Source organism: Reinekea marina (genome assembly GCF_030409715.1).
In the GTDB taxonomy this organism is placed as follows: Bacteria; Pseudomonadota; Gammaproteobacteria; order Pseudomonadales; family Natronospirillaceae; genus Reinekea; species Reinekea marina.
On record NZ_JAUFQI010000001.1, the window covers coordinates 1,467,752 to 1,481,381 of the forward strand.

The window sequence follows — 13,630 nt, forward strand, 5'->3', positions numbered from 1 at the left end:
CTTATTAATAATATTGAGTTGAGTACTATGCCAGATTCAAAACCGACGAATGATTTACCTAGAATGGTGCCTGATCGTGATGATATCCGTGTGCGCACCACACCTCGTGCATCAGAATCAAAGCCAAAGGCAGAGACTTCTCGTTCGACCCAATCTAAACCCGCCAGTAACCACTCTTGGCTAAATGCCGTGTGGGTGATTATTGGGGGAATCGCTATTGCCTATCTGGCATTGCAGCAGTATAGCCTCCATCAGACTATCGCCAGTTACGAAGAGCGATTGTCTCTTGCGGATGATCGCATTGTTTTTTTAGAGCAGTCCCTTACGCAAACAGATGAATCAGTAGCGATGAATGAAACAGCCATCAATGCTCAGTTTAAAGCGATAAAAAGCGATGCTGATTTGCAAATGTCAGAGATACGAAAGCTATGGGATGTGACGAATAAACGAAATAAGGCTTGGATTGAAGACAACCAAGCGCAGTTGAAATCTTTAGATAAAACACTCTCGGCTCTAAAAGATCAGTTAGGTTCTTTGGAATCAACTGTGACAACGCTTTCATCCAACGCAGACGCTCGCACGGAGGTCATCGGCCAATTAAAGACTCAGCTCGACCAGCAACAGCAAGAATTAAATTCAGCCCAGTCGGCTGTACAACGTGTCGAAGACCAACTTGCAAACGTGTCTTTGGAAGAGTTAGAAGAGCAAATAGTGAGTGTACGCTTTGCTCAAGAAAACTTGCTAGTTGAGCAGGGTTTACTCACGGACAATGATGCACAGTTTGCAAATCAGATGTCGCAACTGCAAGGCGACTTAGGCTCAATCAGTGCCTCACGGTTAGAAACAAACAAACGCCTGCTGACACTCACAAAACAAATAGAAGCGCTCGATGCACGAATCACTGCAGTCGCCGGTCCTTCTTCGGGTCAATAGTTGTAATGTGAATGTAAAAGGTGATGCTTGATTAACGAAGACCTCAACAGCCGCCAGCATAGCATCGTTAGATGGGTTGAAGCGGAAGGTTCCGTAAAGGTTGAAGACATGGTGGCGCGGTACGGAGTTACGGTGCAAACCATTCGGCGCGATTTAACATTGCTCGACAAACTTCAAAAGCTGCGCCGCTTGCATGGCGCAGCCAAAACCATAAATTCTACCGAAAATGTCGCTTATGGTGATCGAAAGATTATGAACCATAGCGAAAAGCTTGCGATAGCAACAACCATAGCTCGCCATATCCCAGACAATGCCAGTGTGTTTATAAACATCGGCACGACCACCGAAACTATTGCCCAAGCGCTTATGCAACATAAGGGTCTGCAAATCATCACCAACAGTCTTCATGTCGCTTCTATAATGAGCCAAAAGCAAGATTTTCGGGTTATTGTGACCAGTGGTGAGGTGAGGGCAACAGATGGCGGAATTGTAGGGGAAGCCACTCTCGATTTTATTGAGCAATTCAAACTTGATTACGGCATCATCGGCATCAGCTCAATTGACGAAGACGGTACCTTGCTCGATTTTGATTATCGAGAAGTTAGGGTGGCAAAATCTATAATTGAGCATAGCCGCAAGGTATTTTTAGCCGCAGATCACAGCAAATTCGATCGTAAAGCCATGGTGCGATTAGGCAATTTGGCCGATGCCGATATGCTGTTTACAGATCTTGTGCCAAGCGACAACATTGTTTCAGTTTTAAATGAGCATGATGTGGTGTTGCAAGTTTGCCGCTGAGTGGTCGTTAACTCAAATTCACAAATCTTATCTTTCCTGTTGCCTTTATAAACTTGCAGAGCTCGGCACTATAGTGCCTATGTGACCAAAAATCGGTTCAATTATTGTTTTAGAAGGGGTTAAGTGTGTTTTTAGATGAGTTTCATACCGCAAAAGGCCAAAAAGTTATCATTTCGGCTGAGCAAGCCAGTCGTTTTGCGAAAGAAATTGCGGGTGATTTTAATCCGATTCACGATCCCGACGCTAAGCGGTTTTGCGTACCAGGAGATTTGCTGTTTGCAATATCTCTTTCCAAGTACGGTCTCAGTCAAAATATGAAAGTATCTTTCTCGGGCATGGTGGGTCGTGATTTACCCATCGTTTTTCCAAACAAAGCGGCCGGTACTATAGAGCTGAAAGATGAAAACGATAAGCTCTATACGACTATTGAGCATTCGGGGGCGGTCACAGAAAACGAAGCGCTCATTAGCGAGTTCGTCAGGAATTACGTTGAATTTTCAGGTCAGAATTTTCCATACATATTAGTGCCATTACTTGATAAACATCAGGTGATGTTTAACCCTAAGCGCCCTTTGGTGATATACGAGAGTATGTCTTTTAATTTAGATACGCTTGATATTGCTCAACCCTCCCTTGAATTGGTCGATTCCACATTAGAAGTCAATGGCAAACGTGGTGATGTCCACTTCATTTTTGCGATTAAAGATGGAGATCGCATTGTTGGTAAAGGGGATAAAAAACTCATTGTCAGTGGTATTCAACCTTTTGATAAAGCCTTAATGGATGAAGTGGTCGCCAACTTCAATCAGTTAAAGGCGGACTATCGATCCGCTTAGGCTTCGGACGTTTCATTTTATTGTGAAACCGTATCCCAGTAATTCAGCTGGTATTCCTCAATGGTGGTGTGAATGTGTTTTGGTAAGGTGGGTTTGAACCATTGTCCTGGCATATTTGCGCCTCGCATCAACATTTTAAAGCGATCGGATCTAAATTCAGAAAATTCCGCTCCGGTTAGACCCTTTTCTAAATACCAGCGCACAGAAGCCGATGGGTGATTAAATATCTTCCATTGCGTATGGGCGGTTAGCTGATTATCTAACAGGCCACATTCAGGTGTATAGCACCTTATGTTAAACAGGTTATTGGCGACCCTAGCTTGCGGTGTGCGGCCCCAATCACTGCTGTGAATGGCCTGAGCTAGTACAATGCTTGGCGCAACTGGCGCCATGAGCTTTAACAATTCTTTTATGCTGTCATCGGATATCTTTGTTGGAACACCGTTTTTCCACATGCCATAGCGATGCATCTTGTTTAAAAGCCAGGTTCCATTTTGCTGTTGTAAAACTGAGTTTCCAAGCATTGAATGGGCTTTGCTCCAGTGGGATTCTAGCTGCTTATTTTCAGCTTCGACCAAAGAAGAAAGGCGATTTAACCAGTTTATTTGATCATCACTTAAGCCATCACTTGGGCTGTCGGCAGTGAGTGACTGCTTACTTAGTTGCCAGCCTATTAAGGGGGCTGAAAGTAAGGTAAATAAAATAACGGCACACCAATGCTTCATCTTTTTCTCCAGAATAGTTACAAAAAATAACACGCCTAACTGATTGATTTTCAACGTGGCTTTAAAGTTAATTTAAATCAACTAAAAAACAGGGGTGCAATTTCAAATTGTTTACTTATAATCCGCCGCCCTTTTGTATTACGGTTATTAAGGTTTTACTTTGTATGATTAACGAACTTCGCCCAGAATCATCGTCAACGGGTCACCTATGCTTAGCATCTAGCATGATTCTAAATGAAAGTCCGATGCCGATACGATTCTTCTATAAAGAAGATCCTCAGCACGTAAATGACACTGGTTTCCGGTTTTATAGCGGATTAGAAACCGACGAATTTCTGATGGAAGAAAACGCGGCCTGTGTCGCTCCGCTTGATTGTTTAGAGCGCTTAGATCCTACTATTTCAGAACTCGTTGAAATGTCCCAAGTAGGCACGGTATGGGAGCGCCTACCTGAGAGCAATGATTGGGTCGAAGTACTCGATTACGAGATACCCGATTAAACCAACCTATATGGCTCATTCTGTTATTGAATGAGCCATGGCTTCGAATACCAATAATACGCATTCATCGATTTACTTTTCGCCGTACAGTTATAACGATGCCGACCAGGGCTTAACGGCTGTTCACTGACTAATTCAAAACTTTGCGTTCCTGTCCACTTAACTTCATGCCAGCTACCATCGACAAAGCAGTTCAATACTCGGCTCATATCGTCCATGTTGGTAATGCTCGCCCGAAACAAAGGTTGCGAATCGTCGGTTAGCATATCTGACAGATCACTTTCACTGATCGGCATGGGCAACGATTCAATTTTGGTGGCCAGTGTTTTGGTGTTTGCATAGATGCCGGCGGCCGCAAATCGAGGCAGCGCCGTTCTAGGGCTGTCTTTATTGATGCCGCCAGAATGCTGAGCAAAACCGACATACCCCATATCACTGAGCAGATCTTGCAGTGATTGACTGAATTCACCATATGGATAGGCTAACCATTTCGGTATATCTGAACCAAGCTCGTCAATTAAACGCTGCTGTGCGTGTTCGATATTCTGGCGAGTCTGCAATTTCCATGTTGCATCTAAACTTCTGTGCCGAACGAGATAAGCATGATCTTGAGTATGGTTTGCAATGACAGCCCCCCATTTCTTCATTTCACGCAGCTGGTCCCAGCTCAGCATGTCATTAAAGTTTTGATCTATGGGGTCCGTAGCCGCAAAGATGGTAAACGGGTAGTTAAATTCCTTTAATAAGGGGAATGCATTGAGGTAAATGCTTCGGTATGCGTCATCAAAGGTAATGGCGATCGCGTTTTGAGGCAATGCATCCCCTGACTCGATAGCAGCTAACGCGTCTTTGAGCGATACAACGGGGTAATTGTTGCTTTTAAAAAAGGCCAGGTGTTCTCGAAACTGTTCTGGACTCACAGAGGTACTGGCCGGTGAAGACTCCGAAACATGGTGGTAAACCAGCACGTTAAAATGATTTTGCCCAAATGCGGCCATCATGAAGGTGCTTAACAGCAGCGCAGATATCCATTGTTTCATAATGCTTCCCCTTCTATTCCTGTGGCGATAGGGCGATTTGGGTCGGTTATCCACTCGCTCCAGCTACCTGCATAGAGCTTGGGCATTGGAAGGCCAGCAATATCAAATGCTAATATGTTGTGACAAGCCGTAACGCCAGAGCCGCAATAACAGATCACATCATCACGGCATTGAGCGAAACGTTGATGTAAAACTTCTTTAGGTTGAAAGAAACCTTCAGAGGTTAGGTTTTTACTAAAATCTGCATTCTGTGCGCTCGGAATATGACCAGCTTTGCCATCAAGCGGCTCAGTTTCGCCGGCATAACGAGGTAAAGCTCGTGCATCTAACATTTGTGCTTGCAAGCTAGGAATGTCTTCGGCCGTAATGACCCAATTGGCAAGTTCAATTTGAATCGACGATGGTGATGGGCTAGGCGCTAGAGTAGAAATAGGGTGGCCAGCGTTGAGCCAGGCGTTCAAACCGCCATCCAGAACCAAAACATTTGTAATACCAGCCCATCTCAACATCCACCAAGCGCGAGCCGAAAACATATTATTGCTTTGATCGTATACAACCACCGTTGAGCTTTTTTCAACGCCCCAACGTTGAAGGGTTGCTTGCCAGTTTTCTTTTGAAGGCAGCGGGTGACGGCTCGTTTTTCCAGTAATGATCGGTCCGGATAGGTCATCTTCTAAATGTGCGTGTAAGGCGTTGAGAATATGCCCTTCGTTATAGAGTTTAACGGCATTTGCGCGGTCGGAAAGATCTGAACGGCAATCCAAAATTATTAAATTGTCGCTAGATTTTGAAAGCTCAAAAAAGTGGGTGACGCTGATTAAAGGTGACATGATAACTCGCTTATTCAGTGTTCGTTGTAATCTTGATAATAACCCGACAGGCGCAGAGAGGTAAGTGTGAAACCTTAAAACTGCGACATTCAACACGTGGTTTAAAGTAACAACCGTCAATGGGCTTTTGGAGCGTAGGCGATGAAAGTCGTTGAAATTTTGAGTGTTTCTTTTAGCAGCAATAGAGAAAGTAATAGAAATATAAAGTGCTGAAAGGATGGGTGAAACGACTAGGCTGACGCTAAAGTGGCGCTGTCTCAAAAATGGCTGGTCCGGCAGGGATCGAACCTGCGAATGACGGGATCAAAACCCGGTGCCTTACCGCTTGGCGACGGACCATTATAGAGAGTGTTGCAATGGCTAGGAAATAACCCTAGCAGGGTGAAGGTTAGAGAAAAATGATGCATTTCTCAAGCCTTGATAGAAAATGGCTGGTCCGGCAGGGATCGAACCTGCGAATGACGGGATCAAAACCCGGTGCCTTACCGCTTGGCGACGGACCAGTAGTAATTGGTGGCTATAGCTGGACTTGAACCAGCGACCCCAGCATTATGAATGCTGTGCTCTAACCAACTGAGCTATATAGCCTCAACAACGGACGCGTATTATCCTTAGATTTTAATGGCTGTCAACTAATGAATTTAATTTTTTTAAGGTATTTCAATAGCTTAGATAATTTTGTGTCTATATGGTTGAATAATTGCTCAGTTTTGGTTCATTAGTCAGAAGTCACACTTATTAGGCCAATTAGAGACGCTATTAGTCTTTGCTGATACACTTTTTAACATTGACTCCATTGAGTGAGTTATTAAGACGATTATTGAGGGAATAGTATGGATATTTCGATAGGTACAATTATAACTTGGGGCTTGCCAATTTTGTTGGTGGTCTTTTTTGTTTCCATTTATAACAAGCTAGTTGCGTTGCGCAACCGTGTTAAAAATGCGTTTTCTCAAATAGACGTTCAGTTACAGCGACGTCACGATTTGATCCCAAACTTGGTTGAAACGGCTAAGACATACTTAGCGCATGAAAAAGAGACGCTTGAAGGCGTTATTTCTGCGCGAAACCAGGCTGTTTCTGCTCAAAAGGCCGCCTCAGCAGATCCAAGCGATGGCTCCTTGATGGGTAAACTTTCACAGGCAGAAGGTATGCTTTCAGGTGCATTGGGCCGTTTGTTTGCAGTGTCTGAAGATTATCCTGATTTAAAAGCCGATGCGACTATGGCTGATTTAATGGAAAGCTTAGAAAGTACCGAGAATAAAGTGGCCTTTGCACGTCAGGCTTATAACGACGGGGTCATGAATTTTCAAACTTATAAAGAGTCTTTCCCTAATAACATAATTGCTAATGTTAGCGGGTTTAAAGATGCAGCCATGTTTGAGCTGGAGAACCCAGAAGCAAAACAAGCCCCCAAAGTTTCATTCTAGTTAGCAAGCTTCTACTAATGTATGGGCTAACCAATAATGTCGGTTAGCCTAACGAGTATTGTGGTGTAGGGATACGATGGACTTTTTCGAACATCAAGATAAAGCCCGTAAAAAAACCGGGCAATTGGTATTATTATTCTGCTTAGGGCTGTTAGCCACATTGGTGGCTGTTAATTTAGTGGGCTTTGTTGCTTTTTGGCTTATTACGTCTCCTGACGTGAATGTGATGAGCGTGACGTTACCGAATGTCATGAACCAACCAACCCCTGCGCAAGTAAACCTAACCGTTAGTGAAAGCGGTTTTGGGCAGGCATTTCAGCGCTGGTGGCAGTCGAATTTAAACTGGCAAGTATCGGTTGGTGTGCTTGTCGTTGTGCTAATGGGTACCGTTTTTCGCTTTCTAGAGCTTCAGGGCGGCGGCCGAAAGGTAGCCGAGTGGGCCGGTGCCACGCCCGTGTCTAAATTAGCTAAAGATGATGATGTAACCACCTATGTAAACGTCAGTGAAGAAATGGCCATTGCTGCAGGTATGCCCATACCTGAGCTTTACGTTATGGAAAACGAGCAGGGCATTAATGCGTTTGTAGCGGGGTATCAGGTCGATCAGGCCGTGATGGTGGTGACTAAGGGTGCATTAACTCAATTGACGCGTGATCAGCTTCAAGGTGTCATTGGCCATGAATACTCGCATATTTTAAATGGTGATATGCGCCTTAATATTCGGCTTATGGCCTCTTTAGGTGGGCTGATTTTATTGGGGCAGGTCGGTCGCTTCTTTTTGGAGTCTAGTTTGTATTCTGGGCGTTCTCGCGATAATAGTAAGTCTCAAATTGCGTTTATAGGCGTAGGCGCTGCGTTGATGCTGGTGGGGTATATTGGCGTATTAGTTGGGCGAATGATTAAAGCCGCTGTGTCACGGCAAAGGGAATATTTAGCCGATGCAAGTTCAGTTCAATTTACACGAAATCCAGATGGCATAGCGGGCGCCCTGTATGAAATTCAAAAAGCGACGGATGGTTCATTACTGAATCACAAGCACGCGGAAGATATGTCGCACTTTTGCTTTGGCGAATCTGTTTCTTTATCGCAAAAACTTTCTACTCACCCTCCTATTCCAGATCGCATAAAGCGCATTGATGCTACATTTTTTGCGCGCTATAGAGCAAAGCGGCGCAAAGAAGAAACGGCTCAAGAAAGTATTTCTAGATCTGCCCCTGACGTGTTCGAATCGACTATGGCTGCAGCAAGCTTTGCAACGATGGTCGGTCAGGTGACCCCCGATCATGTTGAGTACGCTCGTAATATGCATCGACACATTCCAGAGCAGGTGAAAATTTGGGTGCATCAAAGCACAGGCGCGCGCAGTTATATTTATTGCCAGGTACTACTGGGAAGTCAAGGTAAGCAACAGGCCATTTTAAATGAGATAAAACAGCTAGACCCTGAAGTAGTGGATACATTGCAAAAGATGTGGCCTTTTGCTCGGGATATGGACGAACAACTTAGGCTTCCTTTGCTAGAAATGTCTATGCCCGTATTGAAGCGGATGACTGAGCAAGAGCAACTTGTTTTTATAGATCGCTTGGAGCAATTGGTTACACTGGATGGGCGAGTCGATTTTGTTGAGTGGGTGACCTTATCGCTCACCAAACTTCGATTAATGCCCGGCTCGGCAAAACAACATAAACACTTAAGTTCAAAAATTGATGGTTATAAAACTGAGCTCGATGTTTTGTTTCGTGCATTGGTAGAGTTAAATCCTAATAAAGAAAAAGCAGAGCAGATGCGCGAGCGTGTATGCGCGCGTTATCAGATTAATTATCAACAAAAAGAGCTCGTTGAACCAATCGGTTTTGACACAGTGGCAGTCGCGTTAGATAAGTTAGACAATGTTAGTTTTATGTGGCGTAAGAATATTCTGCAAGCATGTGCCGATATTGTTGAATCTAATGGACAGATTGCTTTTCGTGAATATGAAGCGTTAAGGGTATTGGCCGAATGTTTAGCGTGCCCTCTACCGCCATTAGTGATGGAATTGTCCGATGTTTCATCTGTAGAGTTAGGGGCTATTGAGTATAAAGTTTAATTTTTATTGAAAAATTTTGATCCGTTTCTTTTGGTGGGGTCGTATAACTCCCGAACCCAACAAGAACGATAGGACTTACGCAATGAAAACATTAACTTTATTATCTTCAGCCTTACTTGCAGTCTCTTTGACTTTTTCTACGGCTTCTTTCGCCGATGGTCATATGAGTAAAAATGATATCGTCGATACGGCGGTAGCCGCAGGCAGTTTTACAACCTTAGTCACCGCAGTTCAGGCGGCCGACTTAGTGGATAAATTGAAAGAAGACGGTCCATTCACTGTCTTCGCTCCGAATGATGAGGCGTTTGCAAAAATCCCAAGTGAAACACTGAATGCATTGGTAGCCGATGAAGAAGCTTTAACAGAAGTGCTAGGTTTACATGTAATTGCTGGTAAGAAAATGGCTGCGGATGTCGTTGGTATTTATCAAGCGGTCACCATTACTGGTCGAGTTCTTAATATTAAAGTGAGCGGTGGTGAAGTGTTTGTGAATGGTGCGAAAGTCATCGCGACAGATATCGAGACTTCTAACGGTGTGATTCACGTAATCGATTCAGTGATCACCAAGTAGTGCAGAGCTAATAGCAAAAAAAGCGACCCTAGGGTCGCTTTTTTTTGTTATGCAGTTATGTTCTTTCTTCTTCGTAACCCGAACAGCGATGCAATGCCAAGCGTAAATAATGCTAAAGAAGCGGGCTCTGGAACTTCAGTAATTACAGTCAGTACGGAAGTGCCGACTTTAAAATCACCCCAAATAGATGCAATCTTAATTCGTAATTGACCGTCTTTGTTTAACTCGCCTATAGCGTTGATGCCTAATTCGTCATCATAGTAGCTTTGGCCATACGTCCAGCCTTCAGAGTCAAAATCTAGTTTTTCGATAATAAAAAATGCTTTTTCGAAATACTTGTCGTTATCGTCTTGGATGCTAATGGCTAATGAACCAGAGATAGCGCTACCTAAAATGAAATCATGATCAGAAAGATCATGGACGTACTTAGTATAACTCCAGTGGCCGATGTCTTTGTTTACATCTACCGTGTCTACAATAACGCCACTGAATGCAGATGTGGTTATTGAAAGAAGCGTGACGCAAAAGAGTGCTTTAAGTGCTTTCATGCGTGTAAAAAGTATCCTTTGATAATTATTGACCGTTCAGGCAAGCACTAAATATGCCAAAATGATAGGTTGTAGTAGTTTTGCAGGCTATATCTGATGGGTTTGGTCGAAGTTATAGGCCTTGGGTGGTGATGTGTAAAAATACTCGACAGCTGTTTTGTGTTAATTATATGGTTTCAATAGTTTCCCTGTGTGTGATCGTTTGGTTTAGTTGATCTATGTGTAAAAAAAACCGACATTTATTTGAAATTGAACAGGTTGTTTGCCTTGTGTTTAATTTGGTCGTGTTTTTCTTTGTTGGCGCTGAAATTACCTTTACTAAAAGGCCTGAATTCTATAAACTGCCCGCCCTCTGCTCGAACTGAGTAGAGAACACTGTGTTTTAAATAATTAGAACACGTTACTCCTTACCTTACTGAGTGTGCTTTATAGTAGCCTCGGGAGGTTGTTAACCCGGAAGGAGCATTTATGCGCCATTACGAAATCGTTCTACTGGTTCATCCTGACCAGTCAGAGCAAGTACCTGCAATGGTAGATCGTTACACAGCTGTTGTTACAGATGCTAACGGTACTATCCACCGCAAAGAAGATTGGGGCCGTCGTCAGTTAGGTTTCCCAATTCAAAACGTTCACAAGGCTCACTACGTATTAATGAACGTAGAAGTTTCTGATGAAACTATCGAAGACCTTAAGAGCACTTTCCGTTTCAATGATGCGATCGTTCGTAGCATGGTTATTCGTCGTAAAGACGCTGTAACTGACGCTTCGCCTATGATGAAGTCTGTTGAAGCGAAAAAGTTGAAAGATGAAGCTCAGGCCGCTGCTCGTGCACCGCGCGCTGAAGATGAAGCCACCGCTGATGTTGCTGAAGATAATTCAGCTTCTGAAGAATAATAGGAGCTATTACTATGGCACGTTTTTTCCGTCGTCGTAAGTTCTGCCGCTTCACTGCAGAAGGCATTACAGAGATAGATTACAAAGATGTTGATCTTTTAAAAGGTTACATCACTGAAACTGGCAAGATTGTACCTAGTCGTATTACTGGTACTAGTGCGAAATATCAGCGTCAATTGGCTACTGCCATCAAGCGCGCTCGCTACCTTGCTTTGTTGTCTTACACAGATTCACATAAGTAATCTGAGTAAGAGGAGGTTGTTATTGTGCTAGGACTTGCTCGCTTTGCGATGAAAAGCCCATTGCACACTGGCATTCTCGCAGCATTATTTGCTGCAATTCCAATGTTGTATGCGCTAAGCGCAGCATTGGTTGCGTTAACGACTTTAAGGTATGGCACTACTCAAGGCACGCGCATTTTAGCGGCGGCCATGGTTGGCGCTATGATTTCTTGGCAAATGTCAGGGATTCCTTTGCCTTTGTTAGCGCTGCCTTTTGTCACGATTTTAGCTTTGGTGCTTAGATCGACGCAAAGGTGGAGTGTTACGCTGCTGGCGGGCTCTGTTACCGCATTTTTGTTAGCCAATGGCCTACAAATCATGTTTTCAGAGCAAATCAGCAGCATCATGGATATCGTGCAAGACGCCTTAACAGGGGGAGACACCAGTTTACCCTTGTGGCAGTTAATAGAGAGTTCCAAGTCAATTGCTGGGTACTTGATATTAACGTCGATGTTGCTTGAATCCTATTTGATGCTGTTGTTAGGTCGCTATTGGCAGGCGGGTTTATATAACCCAGGTGGTTTTCGCGCTGAATTGCATAACTTGCGATTTAGCCGGCAAGAAGTGGCTGTATTGGTTGGAGTGATCGCGATATCGTGGTTCACAGAACCTGCAGCAGTAATGCTGTTTGGAATTCCATTGATTTTCGCAGGTATTGCGTTAGTTCATGGGGTGATTGCAAAAACAAAATTAGGTGGGCAGTGGTTAGTGGCGATGTATATCGGGCTAGTACTGTTTAATCAAATCATTGTACCGGTGTTGGTTTGTGCGGCAATTATAGATGCCATGGTCGATTTACGATCGCGGTTGCCAAACGACGCACAGGCAAACAACGAATGAGGTAAGCGAGATGGAAGTTATCCTGCTTGAGAAAGTTGGTAAAATGGGCGTTTTGGGCGATACCGTTAATGTTAAAAGCGGTTTTGCTCGTAATTTCCTTTTCCCTACAGGCAAAGCGGTTGTCGCAACAGCTGACAACGTAAAATTATTTGAAGATCGTCGTGCTGAGCTTATGAAAGCTGAGCAAGAAAAATTGGCTTCTGCACAAGCGCGTGCTGATCAGCTAGCTGAAGTTGAGCTAACTGTGACGGCGAATGCTGGTGATGAAGGCAAGCTTTTCGGCTCGATTGGTCCACGTGATGTTGCTGATCTTGTATCTGCAACTGGCGTTGAAATTGAGAAGTCTGAAGTTAAGATGCCTCAAGGCCCAATTCGTGCAGTTGGCGAATACCAAATTGCAGTGCAACTTCACCCAGAAGTTACATCAGAAATTCACCTAATCGTCGTTGCTGAAGCATAAGCGATTTAGGTTGTAAAAAGCGCACTTAGGTGCGCTTTTTTTATGTCTTTCGATTGGTGAAATTAGAAAGTTAAATCAACACATGTTTATCTTCGCCACTAAAGTCAGCTTCATTTAGGTGCTCTACAATCTTATGAACCAGGCGTTCTTCGTTTGCTTTAACATCAATCATGATTAGGTGTCGACCCTTTTCAATTTCGTCGTGAAATCGATTTAAGTGTTTGTTTTCTGTGGCGAAACCAATGAACCCACCAAGCCACGTCCCAAACAGCATAATAAGTAGCAGTAGTGCAAATTGGGCCAGTCCAGTAAAACTGTAGCCCAGTAAATATTTAGCGATAAACATGGAGACGATCGCTACGATTAAACCCGTAACCATGCCTATTAGGGCTCGCCTTAAAAAGTCATTCCTTTCAAATAAATTGGGACCGTGCAAATGATGAGTCACCACACCTGCTTCATTTTTGCTTAATACATGAATATGGTGAGCATCTATACCATTGTTGGTAAGCTCCTGTGAGATGTGTTCGGCAAATTCTATTTTATCGGTAAGGTAGTAAAGACGTTTCATAATAACCTCCGGTTCGTATGAGTACGACGTGATGAGCAATTAACAATAAAAACGACTTATTGTTATTTTGTGCCACCTAAACATTAGGTTATTTAGTGTATTTAGTACAGAAATTGACCAATTTAAATGTGTATCGGTGTTGAATCTAATTGCGAGTACAGCCTTGGTTGCCGTTAGCCTCACAAATATTGCTTATCTTTGAAAAGCTTTAAGTAAGCGTTAACCGCGATAGGTGGCTGCTCACGGTAACTTGCTCCATTTTATATACTCTGGGTTCAATTAAGTTG

General features: G+C 43.6%; 19 protein-coding genes and 3 tRNA genes. 14 read left to right on the top strand and 8 right to left on the bottom strand.

The window, feature by feature from the left end:
* Nucleotides 1-27: 27 nt before the first annotated feature.
* The 3 genes from QWZ13_RS07715 to QWZ13_RS07725 all read left to right on the top strand — a co-directional run bounded on the left by QWZ13_RS07715 (nt 28) and on the right by QWZ13_RS07725 (nt 2,567).
* Nucleotides 28-933, top strand: coding sequence for a hypothetical protein (locus QWZ13_RS07715; RefSeq protein ID WP_290281238.1), 906 nt, complete (start codon nt 28-30; stop codon nt 931-933).
* A gap of 27 nt (nt 934-960) precedes the next feature.
* Nucleotides 961-1,731 carry a DeoR family transcriptional regulator gene (locus QWZ13_RS07720; protein WP_290281239.1) on the top strand — a complete coding sequence of 257 codons (771 nt, stop codon included), beginning with the start codon at nt 961-963 and terminating at the stop codon, nt 1,729-1,731.
* Nucleotides 1,732-1,856: 125 nt separating this feature from the next.
* Complete coding sequence (locus QWZ13_RS07725) at nt 1,857-2,567, top strand: DUF3581 domain-containing protein (RefSeq protein WP_290281240.1); 711 nt, start codon at nt 1,857-1,859, stop codon at nt 2,565-2,567.
* A 17-nt stretch (nt 2,568-2,584) separates the two neighbouring features.
* On the opposite strand, the gene QWZ13_RS07730 is transcribed toward QWZ13_RS07725, so the two are convergent.
* Entirely contained in the window at nt 2,585-3,292 is a 708-nt protein-coding gene (locus QWZ13_RS07730) for a glucosaminidase domain-containing protein (RefSeq protein WP_290281241.1), read from the bottom strand.
* A gap of 107 nt (nt 3,293-3,399) precedes the next feature.
* Here QWZ13_RS07730 and QWZ13_RS07735 point away from each other — a divergent pair, with 107 nt between their 5' ends.
* Nucleotides 3,400-3,792 (top strand): DUF2185 domain-containing protein, encoded by a 393-nt coding sequence (locus QWZ13_RS07735; protein WP_290281242.1) that lies wholly within the window; start codon nt 3,400-3,402, stop codon nt 3,790-3,792.
* Nucleotides 3,793-3,815: 23 nt separating this feature from the next.
* Here the strand turns inward: QWZ13_RS07735 and QWZ13_RS07740 are convergent, their stop codons facing one another.
* The 5 genes from QWZ13_RS07740 to QWZ13_RS07760 all read right to left on the bottom strand — a co-directional run bounded on the left by QWZ13_RS07740 (nt 3,816) and on the right by QWZ13_RS07760 (nt 6,250).
* Nucleotides 3,816-4,832: a polysaccharide deacetylase family protein gene (locus QWZ13_RS07740; RefSeq protein ID WP_290281243.1), complete on the bottom strand. Its 1,017-nt coding sequence runs from the start codon at nt 4,830-4,832 to the stop codon at nt 3,816-3,818.
* Complete coding sequence (locus QWZ13_RS07745) at nt 4,829-5,923, bottom strand: sulfurtransferase (protein WP_290281244.1); 1,095 nt, start codon at nt 5,921-5,923, stop codon at nt 4,829-4,831. Before QWZ13_RS07745 ends, QWZ13_RS07740 begins: the two co-directional genes overlap by 4 nt.
* Before the next feature lie 3 nt (nt 5,924-5,926).
* Nucleotides 5,927-6,001 (bottom strand) — tRNA-Gln (locus tag QWZ13_RS07750).
* 89 nt (nt 6,002-6,090) lie between these two features.
* Nucleotides 6,091-6,165: transfer RNA gene (locus tag QWZ13_RS07755), tRNA-Gln, on the bottom strand.
* A gap of 8 nt (nt 6,166-6,173) precedes the next feature.
* A tRNA-Met gene (locus QWZ13_RS07760) sits at nt 6,174-6,250 on the bottom strand.
* Between the two features lie 245 nt (nt 6,251-6,495).
* Between QWZ13_RS07760 and QWZ13_RS07765 the strand changes: the two genes are divergently transcribed.
* The 3 genes from QWZ13_RS07765 to QWZ13_RS07775 all read left to right on the top strand — a co-directional run bounded on the left by QWZ13_RS07765 (nt 6,496) and on the right by QWZ13_RS07775 (nt 9,749).
* On the top strand, nt 6,496-7,092 hold the full coding sequence (locus QWZ13_RS07765) for a LemA family protein (RefSeq protein ID WP_290281245.1): 597 nt from the start codon (nt 6,496-6,498) through the stop codon (nt 7,090-7,092).
* A gap of 76 nt (nt 7,093-7,168) precedes the next feature.
* Complete coding sequence (locus tag QWZ13_RS07770; protein WP_290281246.1) at nt 7,169-9,178, top strand: M48 family metallopeptidase; 2,010 nt, start codon at nt 7,169-7,171, stop codon at nt 9,176-9,178.
* Nucleotides 9,179-9,194: 16 nt separating this feature from the next.
* The gene (locus tag QWZ13_RS07775; protein ID WP_290281247.1) at nt 9,195-9,749 is read left to right on the top strand and encodes a fasciclin domain-containing protein; all 555 of its coding nucleotides are present in this window, start codon (nt 9,195-9,197) and stop codon (nt 9,747-9,749) included.
* A gap of 47 nt (nt 9,750-9,796) precedes the next feature.
* Here the strand turns inward: QWZ13_RS07775 and QWZ13_RS07780 are convergent, their stop codons facing one another.
* Nucleotides 9,797-10,297 (bottom strand): PEP-CTERM sorting domain-containing protein, encoded by a 501-nt coding sequence (locus QWZ13_RS07780; protein WP_290281248.1) that lies wholly within the window; start codon nt 10,295-10,297, stop codon nt 9,797-9,799.
* Nucleotides 10,298-10,377: 80 nt separating this feature from the next.
* Between QWZ13_RS07780 and QWZ13_RS07785 the strand changes: the two genes are divergently transcribed.
* The 6 genes from QWZ13_RS07785 to rplI all read left to right on the top strand — a co-directional run bounded on the left by QWZ13_RS07785 (nt 10,378) and on the right by rplI (nt 12,772).
* Nucleotides 10,378-10,512 (top strand): hypothetical protein, encoded by a 135-nt coding sequence (locus tag QWZ13_RS07785; RefSeq protein WP_290281249.1) that lies wholly within the window; start codon nt 10,378-10,380, stop codon nt 10,510-10,512.
* 3 nt (nt 10,513-10,515) lie between these two features.
* Entirely contained in the window at nt 10,516-10,662 is a 147-nt protein-coding gene (locus QWZ13_RS07790; RefSeq protein ID WP_290281250.1) for a hypothetical protein, read from the top strand.
* 103 nt (nt 10,663-10,765) lie between these two features.
* Entirely contained in the window at nt 10,766-11,191 is a 426-nt protein-coding gene (gene rpsF, locus QWZ13_RS07795) for a 30S ribosomal protein S6 (RefSeq protein ID WP_290281252.1), read from the top strand.
* Nucleotides 11,192-11,205: 14 nt separating this feature from the next.
* Nucleotides 11,206-11,433: a 30S ribosomal protein S18 gene (rpsR, locus tag QWZ13_RS07800; protein WP_196157428.1), complete on the top strand. Its 228-nt coding sequence runs from the start codon at nt 11,206-11,208 to the stop codon at nt 11,431-11,433.
* A 24-nt stretch (nt 11,434-11,457) separates the two neighbouring features.
* Nucleotides 11,458-12,312, top strand: a complete 855-nt coding sequence (locus tag QWZ13_RS07805) for a hypothetical protein (RefSeq protein ID WP_290281253.1) — start codon at nt 11,458-11,460, stop codon at nt 12,310-12,312.
* A 10-nt stretch (nt 12,313-12,322) separates the two neighbouring features.
* Nucleotides 12,323-12,772: a 50S ribosomal protein L9 gene (gene rplI, locus QWZ13_RS07810; RefSeq protein ID WP_215998988.1), complete on the top strand. Its 450-nt coding sequence runs from the start codon at nt 12,323-12,325 to the stop codon at nt 12,770-12,772.
* Between the two features lie 70 nt (nt 12,773-12,842).
* On the opposite strand, the gene QWZ13_RS07815 is transcribed toward rplI, so the two are convergent.
* Nucleotides 12,843-13,343 (bottom strand): hypothetical protein, encoded by a 501-nt coding sequence (locus QWZ13_RS07815; RefSeq protein WP_290281254.1) that lies wholly within the window; start codon nt 13,341-13,343, stop codon nt 12,843-12,845.
* 67 nt (nt 13,344-13,410) lie between these two features.
* Between QWZ13_RS07815 and QWZ13_RS07820 the strand changes: the two genes are divergently transcribed.
* The gene (locus QWZ13_RS07820; RefSeq protein WP_290281255.1) at nt 13,411-13,545 is read left to right on the top strand and encodes a hypothetical protein; all 135 of its coding nucleotides are present in this window, start codon (nt 13,411-13,413) and stop codon (nt 13,543-13,545) included.
* Nucleotides 13,546-13,630 lie beyond the last annotated feature (85 nt).